The 26,177-nt window shown below is 55.3% G+C and carries 19 protein-coding genes and 1 tRNA gene; 3 read left to right on the plus strand and 17 right to left on the minus strand.

Annotation, left to right across the window (positions count from 1 at the left end; all coding sequences use genetic code 11):
• Positions 1-82 precede the first annotated feature (82 nt).
• From AB4N82_RS12660 to rpsU, 15 genes are all read right to left on the minus strand, one after another.
• The gene (locus AB4N82_RS12660) at positions 83-1,468 is read right to left on the minus strand and encodes a restriction endonuclease subunit S (RefSeq protein WP_460104985.1); all 1,386 of its coding nucleotides are present in this window, start codon (positions 1,466-1,468) and stop codon (positions 83-85) included.
• Positions 1,465-3,009, minus strand: coding sequence for a class I SAM-dependent DNA methyltransferase (locus tag AB4N82_RS12665; protein WP_460104987.1), 1,545 nt, complete (start codon positions 3,007-3,009; stop codon positions 1,465-1,467). Before AB4N82_RS12665 ends, AB4N82_RS12660 begins: the two co-directional genes overlap by 4 nt.
• Before the next feature lie 266 nt (positions 3,010-3,275).
• Positions 3,276-6,752 carry a type I restriction-modification system endonuclease gene (gene hsdR / locus AB4N82_RS12670; protein ID WP_460104988.1) on the minus strand — a complete coding sequence of 1,159 codons (3,477 nt, stop codon included), beginning with the start codon at positions 6,750-6,752 and terminating at the stop codon, positions 3,276-3,278.
• Positions 6,753-7,795: 1,043 nt separating this feature from the next.
• A complete protein-coding gene (gene trbL / locus AB4N82_RS12675; RefSeq protein WP_460104990.1) occupies positions 7,796-9,220 on the minus strand; it encodes a P-type conjugative transfer protein TrbL in 1,425 nt (474 codons plus the stop codon).
• Between the two features lie 206 nt (positions 9,221-9,426).
• Positions 9,427-10,185 carry a P-type conjugative transfer protein TrbJ gene (gene trbJ, locus AB4N82_RS12680; protein ID WP_460104991.1) on the minus strand — a complete coding sequence of 253 codons (759 nt, stop codon included), beginning with the start codon at positions 10,183-10,185 and terminating at the stop codon, positions 9,427-9,429.
• Between the two features lie 47 nt (positions 10,186-10,232).
• Positions 10,233-10,607 (minus strand): conjugal transfer transcriptional regulator TraJ, encoded by a 375-nt coding sequence (traJ, locus tag AB4N82_RS12685; protein WP_460104993.1) that lies wholly within the window; start codon positions 10,605-10,607, stop codon positions 10,233-10,235.
• Positions 10,608-10,941: 334 nt separating this feature from the next.
• A complete protein-coding gene (locus tag AB4N82_RS12690; RefSeq protein WP_460105130.1) occupies positions 10,942-11,142 on the minus strand; it encodes a TraK family protein in 201 nt (66 codons plus the stop codon).
• Positions 11,143-11,241: 99 nt separating this feature from the next.
• Positions 11,242-11,460, minus strand: a complete 219-nt coding sequence (locus AB4N82_RS12695; RefSeq protein ID WP_460104994.1) for a DNA-binding protein — start codon at positions 11,458-11,460, stop codon at positions 11,242-11,244.
• 379 nt (positions 11,461-11,839) lie between these two features.
• Positions 11,840-12,448 (minus strand): hypothetical protein, encoded by a 609-nt coding sequence (locus AB4N82_RS12700; protein ID WP_460104995.1) that lies wholly within the window; start codon positions 12,446-12,448, stop codon positions 11,840-11,842.
• 10 nt (positions 12,449-12,458) lie between these two features.
• A complete protein-coding gene (locus tag AB4N82_RS12705; RefSeq protein WP_460104996.1) occupies positions 12,459-13,529 on the minus strand; it encodes a site-specific integrase in 1,071 nt (356 codons plus the stop codon).
• 125 nt (positions 13,530-13,654) lie between these two features.
• A tRNA-Ile gene (locus AB4N82_RS12710) sits at positions 13,655-13,731 on the minus strand.
• A gap of 15 nt (positions 13,732-13,746) precedes the next feature.
• A complete protein-coding gene (locus AB4N82_RS12715; protein ID WP_122763577.1) occupies positions 13,747-17,490 on the minus strand; it encodes a bifunctional diguanylate cyclase/phosphodiesterase in 3,744 nt (1,247 codons plus the stop codon).
• Positions 17,491-17,613: 123 nt separating this feature from the next.
• Positions 17,614-19,464, minus strand: coding sequence for an RNA polymerase sigma factor RpoD (rpoD, locus tag AB4N82_RS12720; RefSeq protein ID WP_095185047.1), 1,851 nt, complete (start codon positions 19,462-19,464; stop codon positions 17,614-17,616).
• A gap of 67 nt (positions 19,465-19,531) precedes the next feature.
• The gene (dnaG, locus tag AB4N82_RS12725) at positions 19,532-21,499 is read right to left on the minus strand and encodes a DNA primase (protein WP_032883872.1); all 1,968 of its coding nucleotides are present in this window, start codon (positions 21,497-21,499) and stop codon (positions 19,532-19,534) included.
• Between the two features lie 443 nt (positions 21,500-21,942).
• Positions 21,943-22,158: a 30S ribosomal protein S21 gene (gene rpsU / locus AB4N82_RS12730; protein ID WP_002551877.1), complete on the minus strand. Its 216-nt coding sequence runs from the start codon at positions 22,156-22,158 to the stop codon at positions 21,943-21,945.
• Between the two features lie 202 nt (positions 22,159-22,360).
• Between rpsU and tsaD the strand changes: the two genes are divergently transcribed.
• On the plus strand, positions 22,361-23,386 hold the full coding sequence (gene tsaD / locus AB4N82_RS12735) for a tRNA (adenosine(37)-N6)-threonylcarbamoyltransferase complex transferase subunit TsaD (protein ID WP_095185046.1): 1,026 nt from the start codon (positions 22,361-22,363) through the stop codon (positions 23,384-23,386).
• Between the two features lie 43 nt (positions 23,387-23,429).
• Here tsaD and plsY read toward each other — a convergent pair whose 3' ends face one another.
• Positions 23,430-23,999, minus strand: a complete 570-nt coding sequence (plsY, locus tag AB4N82_RS12740; protein WP_032883869.1) for a glycerol-3-phosphate 1-O-acyltransferase PlsY — start codon at positions 23,997-23,999, stop codon at positions 23,430-23,432.
• 72 nt (positions 24,000-24,071) lie between these two features.
• Here plsY and folB point away from each other — a divergent pair, with 72 nt between their 5' ends.
• Both folB and folK read left to right on the plus strand, forming a co-directional pair.
• A complete protein-coding gene (gene folB / locus AB4N82_RS12745; RefSeq protein ID WP_032883867.1) occupies positions 24,072-24,425 on the plus strand; it encodes a dihydroneopterin aldolase in 354 nt (117 codons plus the stop codon).
• Complete coding sequence (gene folK / locus AB4N82_RS12750) at positions 24,416-24,940, plus strand: 2-amino-4-hydroxy-6-hydroxymethyldihydropteridine diphosphokinase (RefSeq protein ID WP_032883865.1); 525 nt, start codon at positions 24,416-24,418, stop codon at positions 24,938-24,940. The genes folB and folK overlap by 10 nt, the downstream gene beginning before the upstream one ends.
• On the opposite strand, the gene AB4N82_RS12755 is transcribed toward folK, so the two are convergent.
• Positions 24,929-26,164 (minus strand): multifunctional CCA addition/repair protein, encoded by a 1,236-nt coding sequence (locus AB4N82_RS12755; protein WP_032883863.1) that lies wholly within the window; start codon positions 26,162-26,164, stop codon positions 24,929-24,931. The two genes, folK and AB4N82_RS12755, sit on opposite strands and share 12 nt — an antisense overlap.
• Positions 26,165-26,177 lie beyond the last annotated feature (13 nt).

Genomic DNA, 26,177 nt, shown 5'->3' on the forward strand with positions numbered 1-26,177 from the left:
TTAATTTCGATATGCCTTGTCTCTTAAGACTGAAGCCTTGAGCATAGGTGCACACTGACCTCTGTAAAGATGCAGGCAGTCTTTACTCGAGAGCATTACTTGCTTTCCTTCCACGCTTGACCATATGAACGTTGGTGCGTAGGGCTTTGATTCGCTCCAGCAGGGCGCCGGCCGGTTCGTCGCTCGCATCCTGGGGCACCAGTTTTCCTTTAAACGCCTTGGCCAGGATACTTTGAGTCAGGCGGTTGATTTTGTTCTGGGCGTTGGCGACCCTAGATTCTAGTTGGTCGGCGAAGGCAAAGAGATTTTCGGCGCGACGAATAATTTCGATTTGTTCTTCTATGGGGGGCACAGAGAGTCGCAGGTCGCGAATGTTTGAGAGGTTCAAACCAGGCTTTCCCCCGCCATAAGCAAGCTTTGTCAGTGCACCCCGGCCAGAGCCAATGTCTTTGAGATAGAGCTCTATAAACGGTGCGAACTCAGGCTTATTAAGTTTGATCAAGGCTACATGTTGGCTGACATAAGCCTCTGGAATGTGCTGTTTTACTCGGGCGACTTTTCCAACATTAGCTCCGGTTATTGTAATCAACAAGTCTTGCACTTGAACTCTAGTTCGCTTTCCTTCGCTAGACTCGGGCAGGCTGACAAAGGCAGTATTTGATATGTCCAGCTCGTCAGTGTTGATGTCCTGAGAGCGTATAAATATAGCACCATTATCTGAGTAGTAGTCCGCCCAGCCCCGTGAGCCACTTGTAACCAATGAGGACATACACCCGAGCTTACAACTCTCCCATTTATCTTGAGGTTTCGAACCGCCAAGATTCGCCCGCCAGTCCTCCGTCAAACGTCCGGAAACCGCTGCCGCGATTACGGACTGTCGGAAACTGGTGAAAAGGCTAGGTATGGCGTCGATGCGAGCTTTGATGGTTTCGACCTGGGCCAGCAGTTCATCGACTTTTTGGGCGATTCGGGTTTGTTCTCTGGCCGGAGGTATGGGGAACTTGAATTCTGAAAGTTTTCCCCTCGCAATCCGCTTGCGCGTTGTTCCAGAAGACTCAATCTCGATTGTCTTTCGCACTTCTGGAGAGTTTATAAAATGCATCAATAGCCTGTGTGATACATCGGACGAGCCCGAGCGAAATATAGCTACATCAACCACAGTAAGGCAGCGTTGACTAATGCTGGGCATCAAGCATGCGCGACCGAGAGGGTCGGGCATCCTGGCAATTAGTAAATCTCCTTCAGATAACTCGGTACAGTTAAGTAGCTTGAATTTTTCATTGTTAACGAAACGTGATGACTTGTCGATAAAGACGCCGTCGCCTATATCAGCAAGTTGCAGTAGTCGGTTTTCGCCCGCTGGATCTTGGTCCTTACTTTCGATCCAGTCACCATCAGAAAAGAGCCCACCCTCTATGATTAGGTCACTGAGCGAGCCAAGCACCCACCCCTTTGGCAGCTCATTCATTCCAATTCCCCCGGCCCATCACTAAACCCCGACTCTTTCGCCAGAATCTGCTTTCGCTGCTCTGTCTCGTCCCCAGCTCCCAATGCAAAAATTAGTTGATCTAGTTCGCGTAATACCGCTGAGAGTTCGGTCATGGCTTCACCAGCTAGCGCTTCCGGGGAGGGGAAGTCATTGACATCAATGTCGTCATTATCCGTGAGCCAGTTAATATTCAGCGAGTCACCGCGTTCTCTGATTTGCTCGCGGGTAAACACGCGGAAGCGGCTGAGATCGCCGATACCTTCGACGTTTTCAGCACGTGGGCTGTTGCCATTGGCATCCGCGCCGTAGGCATCCTCGAAGGGTTTGAGGTGGCTTGCCCCGAATGGGGTGCGTTTGCCGAAGCTGGGCATATTGCTGCGCAGGTCGTAGACCCATACACGTTGAGTGCAGCCCTGTTCCTGGCGTGGGTTGGTATCGGTGCCTTTCTGGAAGAACAGGACGTTGGTTTTCACGCCCTGGGCGTAGAAGATTCCGGTGGGTAAACGAAGGATGGTGTGTAGGTTGCATTTGCTCATCATGTCGCGGCGCACCTCGGTGCCGACGCCCGCTTCGAACAGCACGTTGTCTGGTAGCACTACTGCGGCGCGGCCTCCCGGTTTCAGGCCTCGGTAAATGTGTTGGAGAAAGGCGAGTTGTTTGTTGCTGGTTCTGTAGGTGAGATCTCTACGGGTGGGGCCGCCGCCGCCTTTAGCGGTACCAAAAGGTGGGTTAGAAAGGATTACATCGACTTTGGGCAGATCTGCACCGATTTGGCCTAGGGCGTTACCTAAATGTACTACGCCTTCTTCATCACCTTCCATGCCGTGCAGCAATGTGTTCATCAAGGCTAGACGGCGGGTGCCTGGTACTAACTCGATGCCAATAAATGCGCGGTTTCGCTGAAATGTTCTGGCTTTTTCGTCGAGGTCGTAGTGGTCATCGGTATGGTTTTTGATATAGGCGTCGGCAGCGATCAAGAACCCGGCTGTGCCTGCGGCCGGGTCCTGGATGGTTTCGCCAGGCTGAGGCTTGACACAGTTGATGATGCTATCGATCAGCGGGCGTGGAGTGAAGTATTGGCCAGCACCGGATTTGGTTTCGCTGGCGTTCTTTTCCAGTAGGCCTTCGTAAAGATCGCCAAGACCATCCCTGCGGGCGCTAAACCAGTCGATACCATCTAGGCTCTTAATCAACTGCTCCAAGTGGCGCGGCTCTTTCATGCGAGTCTGAGCATCGGCGTAGATCGCGGCGATCAGCGGATCAGTATTTTGGCCCAAGTCGAGCAGCATTTGCCGGTAGTAGTTGAGCAGGTTGAGGCCTGACTTTTCAGACAGATCCGGCCAACGAGCCCCCTCGGGTAGCTTGTGGCTGAAGTTCTCGTTGTTCTGGACCTGCTCGTACTCCATCTTTATAAACAGTAACAGGACCAGTTCAGTGACGTAGTCGCTGTAGTTGATCCCGTCGTCTCGGAGAACGTCGCAAAGGTTCCAGAGCTTCTGGACGATGTCGCTGTTGGTCATGGTGGCGCTCAGTAAATGGGCGGGGCTAGCCACTGACGAAGTCGGGCTGGCCACCTGAATGGGGTGCCTCGGGCCGGCTTGTTGAACCGTGTGTGTAAAAAACGCTCAATGCGTGCTTGGCTTCCGAAGCTACAGTGGTACATCGCGAGTATTGAAAAAACTTGGCTCTGTCGTCATGAGCGGGCCCGGTATTGTACTCCGGGTGCTGGTTCTCTGTACGTGCTGCTCAGGGCGCTTTCTGGCCGCACAATAGATTAAGCAATTGACTAACCTACCTCCGGCCACAGGTTGTCGTTCAGGGCCTCCAATACCCGATCCAGATGACCACCGAGGTTGCGATTCAAACTTTTAAGACCTCCATCATTTCTGAATGCCTCATTGACTTGTTGCGGGTCGATGATCACCTCATGCACCAATTGCCTGGCAAGGCGATCGAGCCATTTACGTTGCACAGGCGTCCATTGCTGGAGGGCGTAGATTTTTTGCATGGCATTGGTCACCCGCTGATCGAATGGCAGCAAGGCTTCGCCGATAGCGGCCTGGCGGATGTAGCCGATGATGCTGGCAGCGATTTCCTGGTTGGTTTGGTTACGCCATGCGCTTTTGAGGCTGACTTCGCTAAAGCCGTGTTGATCGAGCAATAGGCGTACATTGCGCAGTTGTTCACGTGTGAGGTCTTTCGGCCGGTTGACCACCACGCCAAGTGCTGCGGACTGGTTGAGCTGTTGGTGGATAAAATCGTGGAAACTTTCCAGGTAGTCCTGGGGTTTTTGGTGGTCGCCGTAATTTTGCTCGCGGCCAATTAGCTCATCACTCTGGGTGGCTATAATTGGGTGGCTCTCTGAACCGAGCAGGGTGCTGACGCTATCCAATTGGTTGAGTAGTTGACTATGTTGGCGGATAAAATTGGCGGCTTGCTGCGGCCCTAGTTCATGCAGGTGTTTGTGTAGCTTGGCCGGCTCTACCCCCCAAATGTCTTCAAGCTCGTCGAGCTTTTGCTTTAGGGATGGGTCGTTCTCTGCTTTGTGGTCAGCCTTGCGCAGGATGCGCATGATGCGCTGGCTAAGAACGTCAAGCACATCATGGGCGTGGCTACTGTCTTCCTGGCTACCAGGGGCGTCATGGCTCGCATCATTAGTGAGCTCGCTGACCAATTGCTCAATGGAGACGTTAGGATTCTTCACCAGTGGTTTCATGGTGTCGACGGCTTCCAGGCTGGCGTAGAGGTCGACAGGGTCGTAGATGCGAAAAACCGTTTTGCCTATGTCGTCGCAGCGTCGAGTCGCACGGCCTTTCATCTGTTCATAAAGAATTCGCGAGCGTACTCGGCGCATAAACACTAGGTTGCAAATTTTTGGCACGTCAATGCCGGTGGTGAGCAGATCTACAGTGATAGCGATGCTTGGATGCGGTTCGTTTTTGTACCTGCGAATCAGTTGCTCAACTTTGTCGCTCTGGCCAGTGATGATTTGCACCGTCGCCTGGTTGTATTGCTCGGCATACGCTTCCCTGAAAGCTTCGTCCAGGAGGTTTTTCACACGCTCGGCATGGGCCTGGTTGACGCAGAAAATCATGGTCTTTTCTTCGCCGAATGGGTCCAGCTCATTGGCCAGGGCGTCACAGATCACTTTGTCAAAAGCTGGGGTGATGACGCGGCGGTTGAACGACTCGATATTGAAGATGAGTTCGTCCTCCAGCTCGGCAAGGTCGACTTCGCCAGTTTGAGTATTGATCACGCTGACCGACTCACCCTTCTCAAAACGGATACCGTGCTTGCTAAGTTGGGTTTCGTAGCGGATTGGCGGTTCATGGTCGATCAGCCAGTCATCGGCTACGGCTTCGCGGTAGCTGTAGGTGAACACAGGCTTACCAAAAATCTCACTGGTGTGCTTGGCCGGGGTGGCGGTGAGGCCGATTTTGCAGGCATCGAAATAGTCCAACACGCGACGATATTGTGAGAGGTACTGACTGTGATCACGGACAGCTAGCTGGCCTTCGCTCATCTCCTGGTCGAGGGTGTAACCACGGTGAGCTTCGTCAACAATGATGCAGTCGAACTCGCCTACGGACGGTGGACTGTCTGAGCGAAAAATGCGGCTGACCATAGCCTGTACGGTGGCCACCTGAATGCGGGTTTCCGCTTCGGCGGCCATGTCGCCCAGCTCTTTGATGTCATAGATCTGCGCCAGGGTGTGGTTCTGCTCAAGGGGGGTGTCGTTAAACGAGTCGATGGCCTGCTGGCCAAGGGCACTGCGGTCAACCATAAACAAGATGCGCTTGAAGCGCTCGGCCTTCAGAAATCGGTACATCAAGCCAATGATAGTGCGGGTTTTGCCGGTGCCAGTTGCCATGGCGAGCAAGCAATCGCGTTGGTTGTTGGCTAGGGCTTGCTCCACTGCCTGGATGGCTTTTTCCTGATAGTCACGTAATTTGAGATAGGCGAACCCTTCACCCTTGAGCTTGGCCTCGGCCTCTGCTTGGCTGCGTTTGAGGAGGTCGATCAGATCATTCGGAGTATGGAAATCCTGCAGCGGCCGACGCGTATTGGCAGGACTGCGCAAATCACGGAACCAAGTGCCTGATTGTTCGGCGAGCTGCTTGATATAGGGGCGACCATTGCAGGCAAAGGCAAATGGGACGAGGAAGCTGGTGCCTTGACCATCGCTCCAGGGCTGCAACTGCCCAGCGAGCAGCCAGGGCTGCTGATGCTCGGACGCAATCTTGAACGCGCGGGCATAACGCTCTGCCTGGGTAATGCGGTCGGCGATATTGATGCGTTTGCGTTTGGCTTCAACAATGGCTACAGGGAGCAGGCCAGCGAACAGTACATAGTCAGCGCAGGCTTTTGGGCTGCTGGTGGGCCACTCGGCGATAGCTTTGTTCTTACCCTTTTCAGGGCGCGCGCCCTTGCTGTAGATGAGGTCCAACGAATCGGCTTCCCAGCCGGCCTCGATCAGTTGCTGGTCGATCAGAATCCGTGTGAGGTCTTCACTTAGGTCGAAGCTGCTGCTGGCTTGTTGAGTTTTATAAACGACTTGCTGGGTCGACTGAGGCTTGGTTTCCAGCCTTTGCTGTAGAGCAGTGAGGCGTTGTTCAAATTCAGCGCGCAACTTGTTCAGCTCGGCTTCATGGGTATCGGCCAGTTGTTTGTGCTCGCGTGACTCCGCATCCATTTGCTCGGCGAGAACGGAGTACTCCTCTGCCTCGCGCCTCATCAACATGGCCAGTTGTTGATTGCTTTCAAGCTGTTGGCTGGACTCGCTTAGCTGCGCTTTTAACTGCTCAATATGGTTTTGTAGGTCACGTAGCGGGGTGCTGGGGTCAGCCGGTGTAACGAAGGCGCCGGGTTTGAACGCATTGCCGTTTTTACCGAAGGACTGGTGGTACCAGATGGCCAGGGCACGTCCGACTTTGAGCCCGTCCATGGCTTCGCGGTGCTGGGTACGAAATTGGTGTGTGGCTTTATTACCTTCAATGCGCAGGGTGTGAAACAGGCTGCGGATGTTTTGATCCAGCTGGATATCGCGGCTCAATTTGTAAAGGAGGTCGGACTGCGTGGTCGTGGCATCGAACTCGACACCGGCGCGGCTGGCTAGGTCTTGAGCCAAAGCCTCGCCCAACTGTCTCAGTTTGATCAGTGTGGTGTTGGGATCACTGGCAAAGACCTGTTCGGCCGCGCTCGCAAGCTGTAGGAAAACGGGGTCGTGTTCCTGAAGAAAGGAGAAGTTGCTACTGGCGACCATGGTCGATCCTATGAGTGTTCGTCCCTTGATTGCGCCGAATTGAGCTTAATTGCGCAAAGTTACGTTGAGCTTACCCAAGATGGGTTGGGTTTGGCCATGGCGGAACGCTACTAGTATTGTTCAGCCGTAGTATCGGGATTTCGAGTAGGCTCATCTGAAGTAACACCAGCACTCAACTGCTTGAGCAATTCTTTTGAGAGTCCTCTAGACCTTAATGTATGGCGTGTGACCATTAAGGGTAGCTCTTGAGGGGATTCATCATCCCCATCGAGAAAAACAGGCTCTTGCCGACTTTCAATATCGTTCATTTCGATGTACTCAGAGGGCTAATGTCCAGTGATTGCAGGGCTGCCGCGATAGGTCAGGATTTCGTTGACAGAACTAGACCACCTTCCCTTTGGCGTAACAATCACTGTCGTGCGACGCACTGCCAGGTATTCAGCCTCATGACATTTAGGCCGCACTGATGCAAAGGAGGATTTTTTCCTTTGCGTAGCGTAGCGGTCATAGCGGCGCGCAGCGCAGTTGGCCGCCTTCGGGTTGAGGCGCTAGGGGCTGGGGAGGGAGTCGGGGGCTGCTGAGCTCTTGGTTAAAAACACGGGTTAGAAAACAGAGTTAAAAGAAAGGGTTAGAGATGATTGAAAATGAAGCTATCCCATTGAAATGCATGATTTTTTAACAATGTATCTGCCCCCCAAGTGTTAGTGCTTTGGCCCCCCAAGTGTTAGCACCTCGGCCCCTCAACTGTTAGGTCACCCGCCCCCCAAGTGTCAGTAGGTGGCCCCCCAAATGTTAGTAAAAATTACGATTGCGCCCTATGATTTTCCAGCAAGGTAGTGGCAAGGACCGAAGTAGCGCCTAATCATGTTGGAAACATCTGATTTTTTGGGGAACCGCTGTCAACGGCGATATTGCGAACGGAAAAAAGGGGGCTAAGCCCCCCAAGTGTTAGTTCTCGCCAATTTTTGGCCCCCCAAATGTTAGTAGTTGGAAGGTTTACCCGATGAATTCAGACGACTAGTGAGTTTTATATGCTCGCGAAGTCAATCTTGCGGCGGTTTCTGATTTACGAAGTCGGCTACCTCAGCATTCCCTGCAGTAATGTGGTCGCCTTCAAACGCAGGTTTTTGAATCGCCCACCCCGACTGATCTTGCTCAGAGTCAATTGCTGTTGTGATCTTTCCGCCGAATGACTGCTTGTTCCCCTCCATCGCAGCGAGGCTGATACCGCCCGCCGCGTGACGCGCAAGCTGTGCACCTGCCTCCATCGCGATTTTGCCGGCCTTACCAAGTGTACTTTGGTCGGATGCCGCGTCAGGGTCGTGGTGTCTTCCGTCTTGGCGGCTAGAAAAGCCTGATCCATTGCCCATGGTCTCTGAGAAGCTTGAACGGCCGCTCCCAGCACTAGGAGACGAGTCAGAGGTGTCCATCGAGAGTTCGCCGCTTCCACCGTCTGCCATGCTTGCCTGGGCGGATTTAAACGCTGCTGAGAGCGCTGACATGCCTCCACCAGCCTGGGTTGCACCCGCCAAAGCTGAGGCGCCTGCTGATGCTGCAGCGGATGCAGCCATGCTCGCCGCACCTATCGCTGCGCCAGCACCGAAGCTACCGATCCCTGCTGACTGTCCTCCAGAACCAACCAGGCCAGCTAACATCGGAGGCAGTTTATTCACCATGGTGAGCAGCACTACGGATGCGACAAGGAGTACGCATAAGCTGTTCAAGTCTGGTGTCCCTTCCTGGAAGGCTTTGTAGTACTGGTCGATGAAAGATTTGCCGATGCCGATCAGCAGGATCATCGTGAAGAGCTGGATCCCGATACCAAGCACTGCCTTGTAGAAGCTGATCGCAATGTCTGACGTCCAGCGGCTGCCCCCGAAGCCCAACAAGAAAACGCCAGCGTAGGCAAGAAGCCAAGCGGAGACGAGTAGCAGCAGCATGTTGACGGCAATGAGGGCTAGGACCACCAACACCACGATTGCGGCAACGAGCATAACGGCAGAGAGGACTGGGGACAGTAACGAGGCAGAGTCGCCTACTTTTGTAAGTATGTTGAAGCCGATATCAACGATACCGGATGGGGATAGACCATTGCCCAGGCCTGACGCGTCAGCGCTGATCTTGCGCATGGTGTCGATGATGGATAGAGATATGGCCGGGCCGTTTATCAGGAGCCACCAGAAAAACCCCAGTGTCCCAAAGAATCTGATCGTTTCTGCAAAGAAGTCTTGAAGACCTGCGTTACGCAAAAGCATCAGCCCGTAAGTCCAAACCATGCTTACGAGTGCCAGACTCCAGAACAGCCAGGTGGCTGCGCTCAGAATCTTGGATTGCCAAGTGATGGCTACCGTGGAAAAGCTCTCCAGTATTTTGTTGAGCATGTTGCCGCTGTCCAGGCCAGCGGCTTGAACGCTTTGCGCGATGCAGAGCGAGGCGATTAGCAGATGAATTGAAATGAGCTTTTTCAAAGGATCACCATTTCCTATTGCTGCTAGGAGAGTTGTTGTGGCTCAGCGCGCATGCGTCCCGAATTTGCTCCTGGTCGTGCTTCGGCCGACCAGTGGGATCGTCATTGCAAGTGAGCGTCTTTGAGGTGTTCGACGTATCACAACCCCCGGTGAGAGCTAGTGACAATGCTATGCAGACTGAAAATCGCCGGTGCATATCTTCCCCCTTACCAAGACTTTTCGACGCTTGGGCTGTTTTGTCCGGACAGTGCGTGGTGATCAGCAGAGAGCTGTTGGGAGTCTCGGTCACCGTTTATCTGGGCTTCGGTAGCCACCGCGTTCTGCTGTGCGACGAGTAGGCTTCGGATCTGAAGGAGCTGGTTGGCTTGGGCGCTCGCTAATTGATTAGCCGATTGGATCGCCTGCATCTGGCCATTGGCCTTAACGGCCTGATGTTGCATTGCCGCTAAGTTATCCGCGTCTGCTTGTAGGGTGTCTTGTTGGCTATCGACGTTTTTTAGCAATGCGTCGCTAGCCTGTTTGCGTGCGGTGCTGGCATTGGCTCGGGCCTTTGCAATGGCTTGCTGATCCTCGCTTGAGCAGCCTTGGACGCCAAAGCATGGAGATGCTGAGTAATACGAAACGTCCTGGTATTTGGAGAGATAGCTTTCTAGGCTGCCTGCCTGGTTCTTGTAGTAGGTGAGCGTGTCTTGAGCTGCCAGTAATTTAGAGATGGTCCGATCAGCCTCATCCCATATGTAGGCTGCCGGAGCGGCGGTGTTCTGCAGCATGTTCTCGTACTGTTCTAGCTGGGTCTTGTATTGCTCGATCTGCTTCGTGACGGCAGCTACGTTTTGGATAGCGCTGATCGTAGACTGGCTAACGTTTAATCCGTCGACTACCGGGATGCCAGCATCCGCTTGCTGTAAATGCATCATAGAGATGGTCAGCAAGCAACCTGCGATAAAACCTTCGGTTTTATTCATGGAAACTCCAAAGGAAGAATGTTTTTGAAAGGTTGATTTTTTAGCGGCTAAAATTTGAGGGACTGCACCAGTCGCAGCATTTCGTCTTGGTTAGCTTCTATGCGCTCCAGCAGTGCCCGCACTACGTCTGGAGTCATAGCAATACCGGCCAGTGCAAGCTTGGGATCGTCAGTCAGCCAAAGCTTGAGAAGTCCTCCCAGACGTCCTTGGTCTGCATTGATCTTCACGAGCTTCAGCACGTTCTGCGAATCGATAGTTCCAGTAATTACATGGCCGAGGCTCAGTCGTCTGAGATACTCCGCAACCGTTAGGCTTGCTTGGGCTGCATTTTCTTTAATCAAAGTTTCCTCATCAGGTAGCACAGGTACTCGCAAGTGCTTGCCATGTTTTCTGGTGTCAGTACTAGAGCTGTTTTTTTGCATGGTGTGTTCCCCCTATCTTTGCGAAGAAATTTAGTTCGCGGATGCGAATGGCCTCGCAGAGCAAGTACACGTTGAGTGCCGCCAGGCGCGAATAAGTGGTAGTGAAATTAGCTGGCCGGCTCGCCGGTTAGCTAACTTCACCTATCTTGCCCTGCATTTCGATAATCTTTAAACGATCAATGGGGCAGTCTTGGATCGAACAAAGTTGAATCTTTTGTCGAACAATGGTCAGAACAACGAGGTTGAGCGACTATTGAGCGTGCTGAGAGCGGTTGAGCGCTTCAGCAATGACAATTGCGCGGCCTATTAACTATTAATTGCTCGTGTGAGGAAATTATTTGGCCGGCTTGGTGCAGAGCTGATGAGCGTAACGCCGGAACGCGTGGTAGCCGTAGCTGATTAATTCTTCCTCCCGGAGCGCTTGCCAGATTTGCAAGATCGACCAGCCTTTATCAATCGCATTCTGAATGTCTGCTCTGTGGATTATGAACTCCGCTCGGTTTCTTTCTGATCTTTGAACGCCATTCTTAGACATTACGTTTTCTGCAATTCTCAGAGATAATGGCTTCACAGTTTTTCTCCCAAGCTAAAAGGATCGATTAGCCTTTCATTGTGGTTGTGCCGGAAGCGGCCATTACCCTTGATCTATAACCCTGGCAATGTCGGCTGTTCGGAAATACACGCGGCGACCGAGTTTTATACGGCAGGGGAGTAGGCGTCTTGATAGGTCGTTGTCGCCTCCAAGGCTGATTCTCAAACCGTCTTTGCTTCTATGAAGTATTTCCGCCAACTGCTCAATTGAAAGCAGCGTAGCTCCGCCGTATCGAGCTAGTAATGTTTCTTCAGTTGTCATATATATCACTCGCCTAGAGAACTTAGGCGATAATAAAGCTACTTTTCTGAAGTTTGAAAGGTTTTTTTTGAGTTTTTTATAAGTGTAAGAAGTTTAGCTAAAGTTACTTGGAGTTCTATAGCTAAAGTTTAGTCGTCTGGTGTTTTTTTGGGGGCGACGTTTGCCGAGACTCTAGATGCGGGTGACTGTGAAATGATATTTTGCTTCGCTACCGCCGCCTGTTCGTTTAAGTTTGACAAGGATTTGCGTGATTTTTTAGCTGCTAAAATTCGATTGTATTCTCTCTTTAGCTAAAGATTGCGAGGTAGCAAAACTTTATCTAAATTTTGATTTGGCGTAACCACGCGAACTTATGGCTCAGGTAGCTCTAAAGACGCAGCTATAGAAAAAGTGTTTTGACTGTCGTCGCCACTGAGGCTAGGTTGGATAGGATGTTGGTTTTTTGTTCAAATTCTTTGATCTGGTTGACCGCCTCAGCATCAGCGTTTTCTTTTATGCGGTCTGGGTTGCCATCAGGCGGTGACAGAGGCTGATTGATATCGGTGTTCGTATTTGGCGAAGTAACTACCGTGTAGCGAGACTTGGATTGGGTGAACAATATTTCTGGAATGGCGTCATATTTTTCACAACTTTCCATTGCAATTAACTTTTCAATAATTTGTAATTCAGAGTCAATTCTTATTGCAATTGAGGCGAATGTGGTAAAGCTTATATCTTCGGAGATTATTTTCGAGCGCCAATTGAATTGATCCACTATATTGTTATATGGGTACAGTAGATCAAAACCTAGCCTGATCATGCGGTTCTGAGCGCTTGTTCCTAATGCGATGAGACATGCCTGCGCCTCTGTTGCGAGCTCGCATGCTTGTGGTTTGCCAAATCGTGAGTCCTCGGTTACGGGTGATGTGGTTGGGTAGTTTTCCACGAGCAATTTAAAATAAGCATCGTGTGCGGACTTGAATTTTTTAACTATTTCTATTTTTTCCATGACCTAATCCTTACGTCGCTTTTTTCCGAATAGTTATCGAATCTAATCTACCAACTAAGTCTTCTGCTCTCAGGTGCGTATAGCGTTTTAACATCTGCATTGAGCGGTGCCCGCTGATTGCGGATACCTCTTGGTCTGACAGTCCACCCTCTACGAGTCTGCTCACTGCCTCATGGCGCAGGTCGTGAAATCTAAAGTCTGGTAGTCCGAGCTTTTTCTTCAACTGGCCCCAAATCTTTGTGAAGGTATACGGGCGGCGTTTCCTATCCTTACCGGGTTCACCAAAGAACACCAGGTCGCAGTCAATTGGGCGCACAGGGTTATTCATTGCTGCCTGGAAGGTTTCTGTGGCGTGCTTGCTCAGGGGCACGGTTCTGGATGTATCGTTTTTCGTATCTGAGAGGCGTATGACGCGCTTAACCAAATCGACCTGAGGGCGACGTAGGGACGAGATCTCAGAAGAGCGCATACCCGTTTCTAGAGCGATGCGAACAATCCATCCCAGCATTGGGTTGCTGTACGCATTTACGGCAGCGAGCAATCTCCGCTCTTCGTCTGGTGATAGGCGTCGGTCTCTGCCTTCACCGGGACTTGGCTTACGAATATTCAACACTGGGTTGAACGTCAGCCCTAGTCCCCACTCTTGGATAGCTACTGTGTACAGGTGACTCAAAAGGGCCAGTTCAAGGCGCACGGTGTTGTTGCTGATGTTTCCGTTGCGGCTGGGTTCGTTCAGTCGCTTGTCGCGATAGCCTGCGATGATTTCCGCAGAGAGGGCAGCCAGTGAGTATTTTCCCAGGTGCTCGATGAGCTTTTTGGCTTTGGATATTTCACCACGTTGCGTGGTGGGTTTCTTAGTGGGGGTGATATCGCTGAGATAGCGTGTGAGGGCCGCTTCCAGCGTCATACGCTCAGAACCGCTGCGCTGGATGTACACACCCCGAACCATTTCGTCTTCGGTACGCCGAGACCAGTCCTCCGCATCACGCTTGGTGCGAAAGGTTTTGGCGACGGTGGGCCAGCCAGTTTTGCGAATGAGTGCCTTCCAGGTGCCGGAAGGGGTCTTTACGAGAGTAGCCATGAGAGGGTGCTCCTAGGCGGCCGGCGAACCAGCACTGTACCTAATTTGTACCCTTGGACCATAGGACTGTATCTGTGGTGGTCCATCCAGAAACACGAAAGCCGCGCAATGCGCGGCTTTGAGTGTGGTGGGCCCACACGGACTTGAACCGTGGACCAAAGGATTATGAGTCCTCTGCTCTGACCAACTGAGCTATAGGCCCTTAACAGGTCGCGGATTATAACGATGGTTTCTTCTGTGTGCTATCCGAAAAATCCTCAATGCTCATACGAAGGAAGGTAGCGACAAAAAGCTCCGGCGGCAGTGGCAAGCTGACGATGTAGCCTTGCATCTGTTCGCAGCCCTCAGCGGCCAGGAAGGCTTGCTGCGCGGGGTTCTCGACGCCTTCGGCGATGATGGTGAATTGCATGCTGTGGCCCAGGGCGATGATAGCGCGCACGATGGCGGCGTCGTGGGGGTCGTCCGGCAGGCCGCGGACGAAGGATTGGTCGATCTTCAGGAAATCCAGCGGTAGCCGTTTGAGGTAGCTGAGGGACGAGTAGCCAGTGCCGAAGTCATCAATTGCCAGCTGCACGCCCAGTTGTTTGAGTTGGTGCAGCACCTCAAGTGCTTCTTCGGCCTGGCTCATGATGAAATTTTCAGTGATCTCCAGTTGCAGGTGACCTGGGTCGAGGTGGTAGTCGCGCAACAGTTGTTCTATTCGACTCAGCAAGCCGGGATGGCGTAGCTGCGCACCGGCGAGGTTGACCGACAGCGGGCCGAAATCTTCGTAGGTGCCCTGCCACGCGTGCAGTTGTCGGCAGGCCTGTTCCAAGACCCAATCGCCAATTTGCAGGATCGTGCCGTTCTCTTCGGCCAGGGCAATAAAGTGTTCTGGCGGTACGTCGCCAAAGGTGGGGTGATGCCAGCGGATCAGGGCTTCGGCACCGATCAGTTCTTGTGTTACCAGGCTCAGTTTCGGCTGGTAATACAGGCTCAGCTCTTTACGTTCGATGGCTCGCCGCAGTTCATGCTCCAGTGCCACACGCTCGTTGGCCTGAGCCGTCAGGTCGCGGGTGTAGCTTTCGACCCGGTTACGTCCCTTGGCTTTGGATCGATACATCGCAGCGTCGGCATTCTTGACCAAGGTGGCGACATCCGTACCGTCCTGCGGGTAAAGGCTGGTGCCGATGCTGGCGCTGATGAAGAACTCGTGCTCGCCAGCCTGGAATGGCGGGGTGAAGCAGGTCAGTAACTTGTTGGCCAATTGCTCGGCGTCATTGGCGTGTTGCAGGCCGGGTAGCAGGATTATGAATTCATCGCCGCCCAGGCGCGCTACGGTATCGATGTCTCGCAGTTGGTCCTTGAGGCGCACGGCAATGTCTTTGAGCAGCAGATCGCCGATCGGGTGGCCGAGGCTGTCGTTGATGTGTTTGAAGCGGTCCAGGTCGAGGAACAACACCGCGCCCTGTTTGCCGGTCTCTTGATGGCCGTTGAGGGCTGCCTGCAACCGGTTTTCAAATAGAGTGCGGTTGGGCAGCCCGGTCAGTGGATCGTGGTGCGCCTGATAATCGAGGCGCGCCTGGGCCAGTTTGAGGCTGGATATGTCTGCAAACACCGCCACAAAGTGAGTGATCAATTGATCCCGGTTGCGCACGGCGCTGATGGTCAGCCAACTGGGGTACAGTTCGCCGTTCTTTCGACGGTTGGAAATCTCGCCCTGCCAATGACCTTGGGCCGTCAATTGGTGCCACATCGCGGCGTAAAACGCGCTGTCATGCAGGCCTGAGGCGAGGAGGCGGGGTGTTTGGCCGAGGGCTTCGGCTTCGCTGTAGCCAGTGATTTCGCTGAAGGCGCGGTTGACGGCGCTGATGTTCTGCCGGGTGTCGGTGATCAACACGCCTTCGGCGGTACTCTCGAATACCGTCGCGGCCTGTTGCAGTTTTTCCTGCATCAATTGACGTTCGGTGATGTCGCGGGCGATGGTCAGCATGCAGTCTTCCCCGGCGATCGGCAGCGGGCGACTGGACACTTCACACATCCGAATTTCACCGTCGCTACGGCGTATGTGGCAGATGAAATCACGCACAAAGCCATCTCGCTGCATCAGTTCCAGCATGTGTTTGCGTTCGTTGAGATCGACCCAGATGCCCAGTTCCAGGGTTGATTGGTCGAGAGAGGTGGCGCTGGTGTAACCGGTCAGGCGGCTGAAACCTTCGTTGACTTCAATCAGCAGGCCGTCGCATTGGCGGCTCAGCAGCAAGCCGTCGGGCGAAGCATGGAAGGCTTTGGCGAACTTCTCTTCGGAGGTTTGCAGCAGTTGCTGGGTTTCCTTGAGTTGGGTGATATCGCGCACCACCACCACGATGGCTTCAATCGCGTCGAGCTGGAAGGGCTCCGCGGAGATAAGCCCGGTGAAGGCTTGGCCGTTACTGCGCAAAAACGGCATTTCAAGGTTGCGAATACTGGTTGTCTGGACGCGTTGCAACAACTCCGGACCGATGCCCGGGATGCCCCATATCTCCAGTTCCGTGCCGGTTCTGCCGATCACTTCCTCGGCGGTCAGGCCGATTTGATCTTCGAACGCTTTGTTGACCTCCAGCAGACAGCCATCGGAAAGCCGCGCGATCACCAGGATGTCCGGGCATTGCTGGAAGACCGAGGCAAACTTCTGCTCGGACAGCTGCAGCGCCTCCTCGGTGCGCTTGGCCTCGCTGATATCAATCATCAAGCCGCGCAGCACCGGCTCATGGCCGTGTTCGATCAGGCTGACAATATCGCGTACCCACAAACAGCGGCCGTCGGCGGTGATCACTCGGTAATCAATGCTGTGGTCGCGGTTGGCGCGGGTTTCGCGATAGCAATAGGCTTCGGTGCGGATCAGGTCGGCGGGGTGAATGATGTTGCGCCAGAAGCCCGGAATCAGCCAATGGGCTCTTGGGTAACCGAGCAGGTCCTCGGCGTGGGGCGACACGTAACTGTAGGTGAAATCGGTGATGCTGGCTTCCCAGGCAATAGCGGACAAGCTTTCTACCAGGCCGCGATAGTGGTACTCGCTGCTGCGCAATTCTTGTTCAAGCGCGACGCGGCGGGAAATTTCCGAACTCAGCCGGCGATTGATCCGAATCACGACGGCCAATACGGCGATTAGCAGCAGCACGGCGGGCAGGCCGTACATCAGCAGGTCGCGCCAGAACGTGCGGTTATCCGTGAAGTTGCCTACCCAGTGCTGTTGGATGGCATTGGTTTCATCGGGGCTGAGGTCGGCCAGGACTTTATCCAGGATGCCCACCAGTATTTTGTCGTCCCGTGGCACTCCCATCGCCAATTGATAGCGGTAAGGGGTATCGCCGCTGACGTATAGACCATCGAGTTTTAGTTCGCGCAGGCTCCAGACGCTGGACGCCAGGTCGCTGACCACGGTATCGACTTCGCCGGTCGCCAAGGCTTGCAGCGTGGAGCTGACGTTGGGCATCGCGACCAGGTTGAGGTCAGGATGGTGGGTGCGCAGCAACTCGTGAGGGGCGTAGTTTTCCACCACGGCAACCTTCAATCCGTAAAGGTCCTTGAGATTACGCGGCCGTGCCCCGCCTTCGTGGGCAAGAATCACCATCGGAAAATCGATGTAAGGCCGGGTGAAGGCCAGATAATTCTGGCGCTCCGGTGTCGACATGATGCTGGGGATAAGGTCGAGCTGATTGCTTCGAGCCATCTCCAATACGGCACCCCAGCTCGGCGGCTCGATTATCTTGACCCTGACGCCCAGGCGATCCTGGATCAGACGCACATAATCCGCCGACAAGCCTTGGTATCGACCATTTTCATCACGGTATTCGAAGGGTGGCCACGAGGGGTCCACTCCCAGTCTCAGCTCCTGATGGTCCGCCAGCCAGCCACGCTCATCATCAGTAAGAGTCAACGCGCCAGCCGTTGCGGTCCAGTTCAGCAGCGACAGCAGTATCACGGTCGGCAATCTGGGCATAACGGTCTCGTTATGGCACGGGGGAATGTGTCGAGTGTAGACGGGCATTGCGGGGGGAGTGGGGCAGTACAGGATTTTATCTATGCAAAACAAAACCCCCGGCATGGGCCGGGGGTTCTGGTATCACTCGTCGAGGAAGGAGCGCAGATGCTCGCTTCGCGTCGGGTGGCGCAACTTGCGCAGCGCCTTGGCTTCGATCTGACGGATCCGTTCACGGGTCACGTCAAACTGCTTACCGACTTCCTCAAGGGTGTGGTCGGTATTCATGTCGATGCCGAAACGCATGCGCAGTACCTTGGCTTCACGGGCAGTGAGGCCGGACAGTACGTCGCGAGTCGCTTCTTTCAAGCTCTCAACTGTGGCGACATCGATTGGCGACTGCATAGTCGAGTCTTCGATGAAGTCACCCAGGTGGGAGTCTTCGTCATCACCGATCGGGGTTTCCATGGAGATCGGCTCTTTAGCGATCTTCAATACCTTACGGATTTTATCCTCAGGCATTTCCATGCGTTCGCCCAGCTCTTCCGGGGTCGGTTCGCGACCCATTTCCTGCAACATCTGCCGGGAAATACGGTTGAGCTTGTTGATCGTCTCGATCATGTGCACCGGAATACGAATGGTGCGGGCCTGGTCGGCGATCGAGCGAGTGATCGCTTGACGGATCCACCAGGTGGCATAAGTCGAGAACTTGTAGCCGCGACGGTATTCGAACTTGTCCACAGCCTTCATCAAGCCGATGTTGCCTTCCTGGATCAGATCGAGGAATTGCAGGCCACGGTTGGTGTACTTCTTGGCGATGGAGATCACCAGACGCAAGTTCGCTTCTACCATCTCTTTCTTCGCGCGGCGGGCTTTAGCCTCACCGATCGACATGCGACGGTTGATGTCCTTGATCTCGGCAATCGTCAGACCGGTTTCGGTCTCAAGTGCAGTCAGCTTCTGCTGGCAGCGGATGATATCCGGCTGCAGGCGACCAATGGCTTCAGCATACTTCGCCTTGCCTTTGGCCAGAGCGTCGCTCCAGCTTTCGTCAACTTCGTTGCCCGGGAACTGGCGCAGGAAGTCAGTACGCGGCATGCGAGCATCACGAACACAGAGCTGCATAATCGCACGCTCTTGTGCGCGCAGACGCTCAAGGGCGCTGCGAACGCGTTCAACCAGGCCTTCGAATTGCTTCGGAACCAGCTTGATTGGCATGAACAGCTCAGCCAGCGCCAGCAGCTCGGCAATTGCCAGCTTGTTGGAGCGACCGTGCTTTTTCAGGGCCTTGCGGGTGACTTCCATTTGATCGGAAACCGCACCGAAACGCTGGGCGGCGATGATCGGGTCTGGACCGCTTTCGACTTCTTCTTCGTCGTCGGTGCTGGCTTCAGCCTCGTCGTCTTCGGAGTCGTCGTCCGCTTTCGCGGCTTTCGCATCGACAGGCGGCGGTACTTCGGCAGCAGGCGGCGCAATACCGTCGTCCGGGTCGATATAACCGCTCAGGACGTCGGACAGGCGGCCACCTTCGGTGGTGACGCGAGTGTACTCGGAGAGAATGTGGTCAACCGTGCCAGGGAAGTGCGCGATTGCGCCCATCACTTCACGGATGCCCTCTTCGATACGCTTGGCGATTTCGATCTCGCCTTCGCGTGTCAGCAACTCGACGGTACCCATTTCACGCATATACATGCGCACAGGGTCAGTCGTGCGACCGATGTCGGTCTCCACCGCGGCCAACGCAGCAGCGGCTTCTTCAGCGGCTGCCTCGTCGGTATCGGCGTCGGCCAACATAAGGGCGTCCGCATCCGGAGCACTCTCGTGTACGGGGATCCCCATGTCATTAATCATGCGGATGATGTCTTCCACCTGCTCAGGATCTGAAATATCCTCAGGCAGGTGGTCGTTGACCTCTGCGTAAGTCAGATACTTCTGCTCACGACCAAGGGTGATCAACTCTTTGATACGAGACTGCTGTTGCGCTTTTCCGGACATAACACCCTATCCACTGAAGGTCTTGGCGGGCAAAAAACAAGCCGAGGATTATACCCGAGCTATGACCTCACACGCCAGCTGAGGTCGGGTTTGATGCGGAAACATTCTGTTTTAAGAGGTCGCGCATCTGTTTTGCTATCTGAATTTGCTCTTCAGCCGATAATCCTGGCTGTCTTGCTCTCTTGATGAGTTCATCGAGGGTTTGCGTATGCTGACCCGCAGATAACCTAGTAATGGTGTCTAAAAACTGTTGTTCAAGGTTATCGCCGTCAATTAGCCACTCCTTTTCCGCAAGTGCTTTCAACAAGCGCCCTTGTTCTGTGCCGTGCCAGCGTGCCATCAGCTGAATTGAGTTTAGCTTAGGATTTTTCTGCACGGCTTCGATCAGCGCGATCAGCACCTGAGCGTAGGTATTGCTCGCATTGGCAAAATGGTCGGCACTTTCGACCTTGCCCGCCAGTTGCGGGTGGTGAATGAGCGTGCGCAGGGCAATCAGCGTGGGCGCTTCTACGGCAACTGGCGTGCGTGGGGCGTAGGCCTCATCGCGATCGCCACGCTTGCCGTTCTTGCTCCACGGTTTCTTGTCCCATTTCTTGCCGCCGGCACCGGGCTTCTTCGGCGTCCATTCCTGCTGGGGCGCATAGGCCTCCTGCGGCTGGAAGTCGGCATAGTCCGGCATGGCGTCGTAATCCATGCCCGGGTCGTAGGCGGGCGGAGCATCCTGCGGTGCACTGTGCACCAGCTGACTGACGGCTTCGCCGCTTAGTCCGGTAATTTCCAGCAGGCGTTGGCGCATCAGGGTGCGCAGGTTGGCGCCAGGCACCTTGTCGATCAGCGGCGCTGCGAGGGTGGCCATATGGGCCTTGCCTTCAAGGGAGCGCGGATCGGCTTCCTCGGTCAGTTGCTGGAAGAAATAATCGGCCAGCGGCTGCGCATGTTGGTTGATGCGTGCACGGAATGCGTCAGTGCCCTCGGAGCGCACCAGGGTGTCCGGGTCTTCTCCCTCGGGCAAGAACAGGAAGCGCGCGCGGCGCCCATCCTGCAGGCTCGACAGCGTTGCTTCGAGTGCGCGCCAAGCGGCGTTGCGGCCAGCCTGGTCGCCGTCGAAACAGAACAGCACGCTGGGCACGACGCGAAACAGGCGCTTCAGATGTTCTTCGCTGGTGGCGGTGCCAAGGGTGGCGACGGCGTTGCGCAAGCCTTGCTGGGCGAGGGCGATCACGTCCATATAGCCTTCAACCACGATGATTTCATCGAGGTTGCGATTGTTCTTGCGCGCCTCGAACAGGCCGTAGAGTTCCTGGCCTTTGTGGAATACCGGGGTTTCCGGGGAGTTCAGGTACTTGGGTTTGTCGTCGCCCAGTACGCGGCCACCGAAGGCGATGATACGGCCGCGGCTGTCACGGATAGGGAACATCACGCGGTCGCGGAAGCGGTCGTAGCGCTTGCCGGTCTCGGCATTTTCCACCAAGAGGCCTGCGTCGATCATGGCTTTTTGCTGCAGAGTGTCGCTGCTCAAATGTTTGTACAGGTTGTCCCAGCCGGGTGGCGCGAAGCCGAGACCGAAGTCGCGAGCGATTTCACCGGTAAGGCCGCGGCCCTTGAGGTAATCGACGGCCGCCTTGCGCTGAGGATGGCTCTTCAGTGCCTGCCGGTAAAAGTCGGCGGCGGCAGTGAGCAGCGGGTATAGCGGCGAATCGGTGGGTTGCCGTGGTTTGTGCGGGCGGCCACTTTCTTCGCGGGGGACTTCCATGCCGGCGGCTTTCGCCAGGTCCTCGATTGCCTGGGGGAAGTCCAGGTTGTCGTGGTCCATCAAGAAACCGAGGGCGTTACCGCCTGCGCCGCAGCCAAAGCAGTAATAGAACTGCTTGTCTGGGCTGACGCTGAACGACGGGGTTTTTTCTTTGTGGAACGGGCAGCAGGCGGTGTAATTCTTGCCGGCTTTCTTCAATTGCACGCGCGAGCTGACAACATCGACGATGTCGGTGCGGTTCAGAAGGTCGTCAATAAAGCTCTGGGGAATTAGCCCGGCCATGGCGTTCTCGTCATCACTGCGTGTAAATGAGGGCCCGTGAAGTGCTCAAGCGCTTGGGTCGAGTGGCTCGACCATCAATCGTCTGCTTGGGCTGTATGGAAGTGTATCTGCCGAGCATTCACTGACGTTAATTTCTATCAGTCTTCGGCGAAGAAATGTTGCCCCTGGCTCCGGTCTTGGCCGCTAGCGGCCTCGGAAGCTCATCGATGGGCACAGCCGACCGTTGATCGCCTGTTTACAGAATAAGTGTGCTCGTCAGTAGCCTTGTTAGGCTCGTCAGAAGAGACGTGCACCGCTGGCAAAAGAGCCAGTCCTGACGTGTGAAGCAGTTGTCTCAGTCGCATGTGCGGCTTCGACGATGAAGCATCAAGCGATATCTGCAAATGCCAATAGCCCGGCTGAAGGGCCGGGCTTGGCAGAAGCTTGCTACGAACGTCTGTGTATTAGTACAGACGAACGGCGCGGCGCTGCTCGCGCTGAACTTTCTTGGCGTGACGCTTAACAGCGGCTGCTGCTTTACGCTTACGCTCAGAAGTTGGCTTCTCGTAAAATTCGCGGCTACGAACTTCGGCCAGTACACCGGCTTTTTCGCAGGAGCGCTTGAAACGACGCAGAGCTACGTCGAAGGGTTCGTTCTCTTTAACTTTGACGGCTGGCATCCAGAGCTACCTTCTTTCATTACCGGGATCAACGTTCTCGTCGCAAAAAATTCGCGGCTGAGGTCGTCGGTTTTTAAGGGTTGCGGATGTTAACCCCTCATTGACCGGAATGCAAAGCCTCTGATCGAAAACCGCTAGTCGGGAGGGGGAGTGGCGACTATTATGCGCGCCTTCGAATTTAGCCTCTACAAGGCGCAAACCCATGCTAGTACTGGGACTTGAAACCTCCTGCGACGAAACCGGTGTCGCACTTTACGACAGTGAACGCGGGCTTTTGGCCGATGCACTGTTCAGTCAGATCGACCTGCACCGCGCTTATGGCGGCGTGGTGCCGGAGCTGGCCAGCCGTGATCACGTCAAGCGCATGCTGCCCTTGATTCGCCAGGTGCTGGACGAGGCCGGTTGTGTGCCGACCGAGATCGACGCGATTGCCTACACGGCGGGCCCTGGATTGGTCGGAGCCCTTCTGGTTGGGGCCTCTTGCGCACAGGCGCTGGCTTTCGCCTGGGGTATTCCAGCCCTGGGTGTGCACCATATGGAAGGCCATTTACTGGCGCCGATGCTGGAAGAAAACCCGCCGCAGTTCCCGTTCGTCGCTTTGTTGGTTTCGGGGGGGCATACGCAGCTGGTTCAGGTTGACGGAATCGGTCAATACACGCTTTTGGGCGAGTCGCTGGACGACGCCGCCGGCGAAGCTTTCGACAAGACTGCGAAGATGATGGGCCTCAATTACCCCGGCGGACCGGAAATCGCCCGTCTCGCCGAAAAGGGCGTTGCTGGTCGCTACACATTCCCGCGTCCGATGTGCGATCGCCCCGGTTTGATGTTCAGCTTCAGCGGGTTGAAAACCTCCGCACTGAATACCTGGCAGCACAGCGTCAGCGCCGGGGACGACAGTGATCAAGCCCGTTGCGACATCGCTCTGGCGTTCCAGCAGGCCGTGGTGGAGACTTTGACCATCAAGTGCAAGCGTGCTCTGAAACAGGCTGGCATGAAGCGTCTGGTGATTGCTGGCGGCGTCAGCGCAAACAAGGCGCTGCGCAGTTCATTGGAAAAAATGCTCGGTGATATGAAGGGGGATGTGTTCTACGCCCGCCCTGAGTTTTGCACCGACAATGGCGCCATGATCGCCTATGCCGGTTGCCAGCGTCTGCTGGCGGGGCAGCACGAAAGCCTGGCGATCAGCGTGCAGGCACGTTGGCCGATGGAGCAGCTGCCGCCGTTGTAGGCCGTTATTTGGGCGCGACGTGAGCCAGGCTCATCTGGGGGATTTAAAAATGCCGTTCGCGCCCGGCAAACAGGTCGCGTAAATTGCCCCGATGGCGCCAGACGATCAGCAATGTCAGCACGCTCATCGGCAGCAGCGCCGCCGGTTCCTGCCAGGCCAGCAATGGCAGGGTGAGCGGCGTGGCGATCAGCGCCGCCAGTGAGCTGGTTCGGGTTAGGTAGAACGTCAGCAGCCAGGCAAGCACGGCCAGTAGTGCCGCCGGTGGGTAGATCCCCAGCAGCATACCGGCCGCCGTGGCGACACCTTTGCCGCCGCGAAATCGGAAGTACAGTGGAAACAGATGGCCCAGGACGGCGCACACGCCCACCCAGGCCTGCTGTTGCAGGGTAAGGCCGGCGGTGCTGGCGATCAGCACGGGCAACAAGCCCTTGCACAGATCGCCCAGCAGCGTCAGCACGGCGAGCTTCTTGCCCGCCAGGCGCAACATGTTGGTGGCGCCAGCATTGCCGGAACCACTCATTCGCGGGTCGGGGTTTCCCGTCAGGCGGCTGAGCAAAATGGCGAAGGACAGCGAGCCGAGCAGGTAGGCGAGAATCGCCAGTGACCAAAACATGCTAACTATTCCGGGCGAGGACGCCCTGATTCTAACGGGGCATCGCGCCCTTGTCGTGCTGCGGAGAAGAGCTTGGACAGAGTGTTTATCGAAGGCCTGGAAGTCGACACCGTGATCGGGGCCTACGACTGGGAGCGCGGGATCCGCCAATGCCTGCGTCTGGACCTGAGCTTTGCGTGGGATAACCGCCCGGCCGCCGCAGGTGACGACTTGACCTTGGCGCTGGATTACGCCAGCGTTTCGGCGCGTATCCAGGCGTTTGCCGAACAGTCCCAGTACCAACTGGTGGAAACCTTTGCTGAGCGCTTGGCCCAAGTGTTGATGAGTGAGTTCCAGATTCCCTGGCTGCACCTCAAGCTGACCAAGCCCGGCGCAGTACCGGCCGCCAAAGGTGTGGGCGTGGAGATTGAGCGCGGATGTCGCTAACTCAGGTTTACCTTGGCCTCGGTAGCAATATCGAGCGCGAGCTCCATCTGTGCGCCGGGCTCGACGCGTTAGCGAGCTTTCTGACGGATATGCGCTGCTCGGCGGTGTTTGAAAGCCAGCCGGTGGGCATCAAAAGCGGGCCGTTCTTCAATCTGGTGGTGTCGGCCTATACCGACCTGTCGTTGACAGAATTGGACCGCCGTCTTAAGACCATCGAAGCTGAAAACGGCCGCTACGCGCCGGACCGCAAAGGCCTGCCATTGGACATCGATGTGCTGCTGTACGGCGAGTTGGTGGGGGATTTCGACGGTTTGATCCTGCCCCGTGCGGAAATCCTGAAAAACGCCTTTGTTTTGTGGCCGCTGTCGTTGATGGCACCGGACCGCGTGCATCCTGAGGTGGGTAAAACGATGGCTGCTCTGTGGCGGGATGCGCAGATCGATCAGTTGCTGGCGCCTGTCGCCTTTGAGTGGCAGGGCCAGCACCTGACGCCGAATGCGCTTCTAATTCGATAGGGCGCGTTGTTCCTTGTAGGCCTGCAACGCCTTGAGCCGTTCGCGCTTCAAGGCTTCGCCCAGCTCAGGGCCTTTGAAACCCTTCTCCACCAATGGCGCCACCGCCACCTCGCGTGCTGTCTGCGCCGCACCGCGCAAATAATCTGCCTGTGGATAACTGCGTTGCTCGAAGCCCTTGCGGCCCCGGGCATCCATTTCACAGGCGACCACAAACTCCTCAAAGCGCTGCGGTCGGCGATATACGTCAAAACTTTGCAGTAACTCCAGCAGCGTCGAGGCTTTCAGCTCCAGCGCTCGATGGCCGTGGGTGTGATATTGACCCACCAGCAGCGCCAGCTCCTGGCAATCCCTTTGCACTTTGAAACGTTCATTGACTGCCTTGATCAGCTTCAAGCCCCGATGCTCATGGGCGATATGCTGCGGCAACTTATCCACAGGCGTTAGACCTTTGCCCAGGTCATGCAGCAGGCAGGCCCAGCGCACGGTCAGTGGCTGTTTGTGCAAGGCGGCCTGCTCCAGCACGCTCAAGGTATGCACGCCAGTGTCTATCTCGGGGTGGTGGGCCTCGGGTTGGGGGACGCCGAAGAGTGCATTTACTTCCGGCATCAAGGTTTTCAGTGCGTCGCAGTCGCGCAGGACCTGAATAAACACCTGAGGCTGATCTTCCATCAGTGCTCGGGAGATTTCCTTCCAGCTGCGCTCCGGCGTCAGGGCTTCCAATTCGCCTGATTCGCTGAGTTGACGCATCAGTTCCAGAGTCTGCGGTGCCACTGTAAAACCAAGATGTGCATAGCGAGCGGCAAAACGTGCGACGCGCAGAACTCGCAGGGGATCTTCGGCGAAAGCGGGGGAAACATGGCGCAGAACGCGGGCTTCGAGGTCACGCTGGCCGTTGTAGGGGTCGGTCAGGTTGCCGTCATCGTCTTCAGCCATTGCGTTGATGGTCAGGTCGCGACGGATCAGGTCTTCTTCCAGCGTGACCTCGGGGCTGGCGTGAAAGACAAAACCGCCATAGCCCCGGCCGCTCTTGCGCTCAGTGCGGGCCAAAGCATATTCGTCGCCGTTCTTCGGGTCCAGGAACACCGGGAAGTCAGCGCCTACCGGCTTGAAGCCCTTCGCTAGCATCTCCTCGGTGGTCGCACCGACAACGACGCGGTCGATATCAGTGACCTTGATGCCCAGCAGGCGGTCACGCACGGCGCCGCCGACTTTGTAGATTTTCATGAAAAAGCCTCCA

This window comes from Pseudomonas sp. H1_D04 (genome assembly GCF_054683855.1).

Excerpts from the sequence above, each read along its gene's own strand:
- AB4N82_RS12660 (WP_460104985.1), bottom strand. The coding sequence starts at position 1,468 with ATGAATGAGCTGCCAAAGGGGTGGGTGCTTGGCTCGCTCAGTGACCTA.
- AB4N82_RS12665 (WP_460104987.1), bottom strand. The coding sequence starts at position 3,009 with ATGACCAACAGCGACATCGTCCAGAAGCTCTGGAACCTTTGCGACGTT.
- hsdR (WP_460104988.1), bottom strand. The coding sequence starts at position 6,752 with ATGGTCGCCAGTAGCAACTTCTCCTTTCTTCAGGAACACGACCCCGTT.
- trbJ (WP_460104991.1), bottom strand. The coding sequence starts at position 10,185 with ATGAATAAAACCGAAGGTTTTATCGCAGGTTGCTTGCTGACCATCTCT.
- traJ (WP_460104993.1), bottom strand. The coding sequence starts at position 10,607 with ATGCAAAAAAACAGCTCTAGTACTGACACCAGAAAACATGGCAAGCAC.
- AB4N82_RS12690 (WP_460105130.1), bottom strand. The coding sequence starts at position 11,142 with ATGTCTAAGAATGGCGTTCAAAGATCAGAAAGAAACCGAGCGGAGTTC.
- AB4N82_RS12695 (WP_460104994.1), bottom strand. The coding sequence starts at position 11,460 with ATGACAACTGAAGAAACATTACTAGCTCGATACGGCGGAGCTACGCTG.
- AB4N82_RS12700 (WP_460104995.1), bottom strand. The coding sequence starts at position 12,448 with ATGGAAAAAATAGAAATAGTTAAAAAATTCAAGTCCGCACACGATGCT.
- AB4N82_RS12705 (WP_460104996.1), bottom strand. The coding sequence starts at position 13,529 with ATGGCTACTCTCGTAAAGACCCCTTCCGGCACCTGGAAGGCACTCATT.
- AB4N82_RS12715 (WP_122763577.1), bottom strand. The coding sequence starts at position 17,490 with ATGCCCAGATTGCCGACCGTGATACTGCTGTCGCTGCTGAACTGGACC.
- rpoD (WP_095185047.1), bottom strand. The coding sequence starts at position 19,464 with ATGTCCGGAAAAGCGCAACAGCAGTCTCGTATCAAAGAGTTGATCACC.
- dnaG (WP_032883872.1), bottom strand. The coding sequence starts at position 21,499 with ATGGCCGGGCTAATTCCCCAGAGCTTTATTGACGACCTTCTGAACCGC.
- rpsU (WP_002551877.1), bottom strand. The coding sequence starts at position 22,158 with ATGCCAGCCGTCAAAGTTAAAGAGAACGAACCCTTCGACGTAGCTCTG.
- tsaD (WP_095185046.1), top strand. The coding sequence starts at position 22,361 with ATGCTAGTACTGGGACTTGAAACCTCCTGCGACGAAACCGGTGTCGCA.
- plsY (WP_032883869.1), bottom strand. The coding sequence starts at position 23,999 with ATGTTTTGGTCACTGGCGATTCTCGCCTACCTGCTCGGCTCGCTGTCC.
- folK (WP_032883865.1), top strand. The coding sequence starts at position 24,416 with ATGTCGCTAACTCAGGTTTACCTTGGCCTCGGTAGCAATATCGAGCGC.
- AB4N82_RS12755 (WP_032883863.1), bottom strand. The coding sequence starts at position 26,164 with ATGAAAATCTACAAAGTCGGCGGCGCCGTGCGTGACCGCCTGCTGGGC.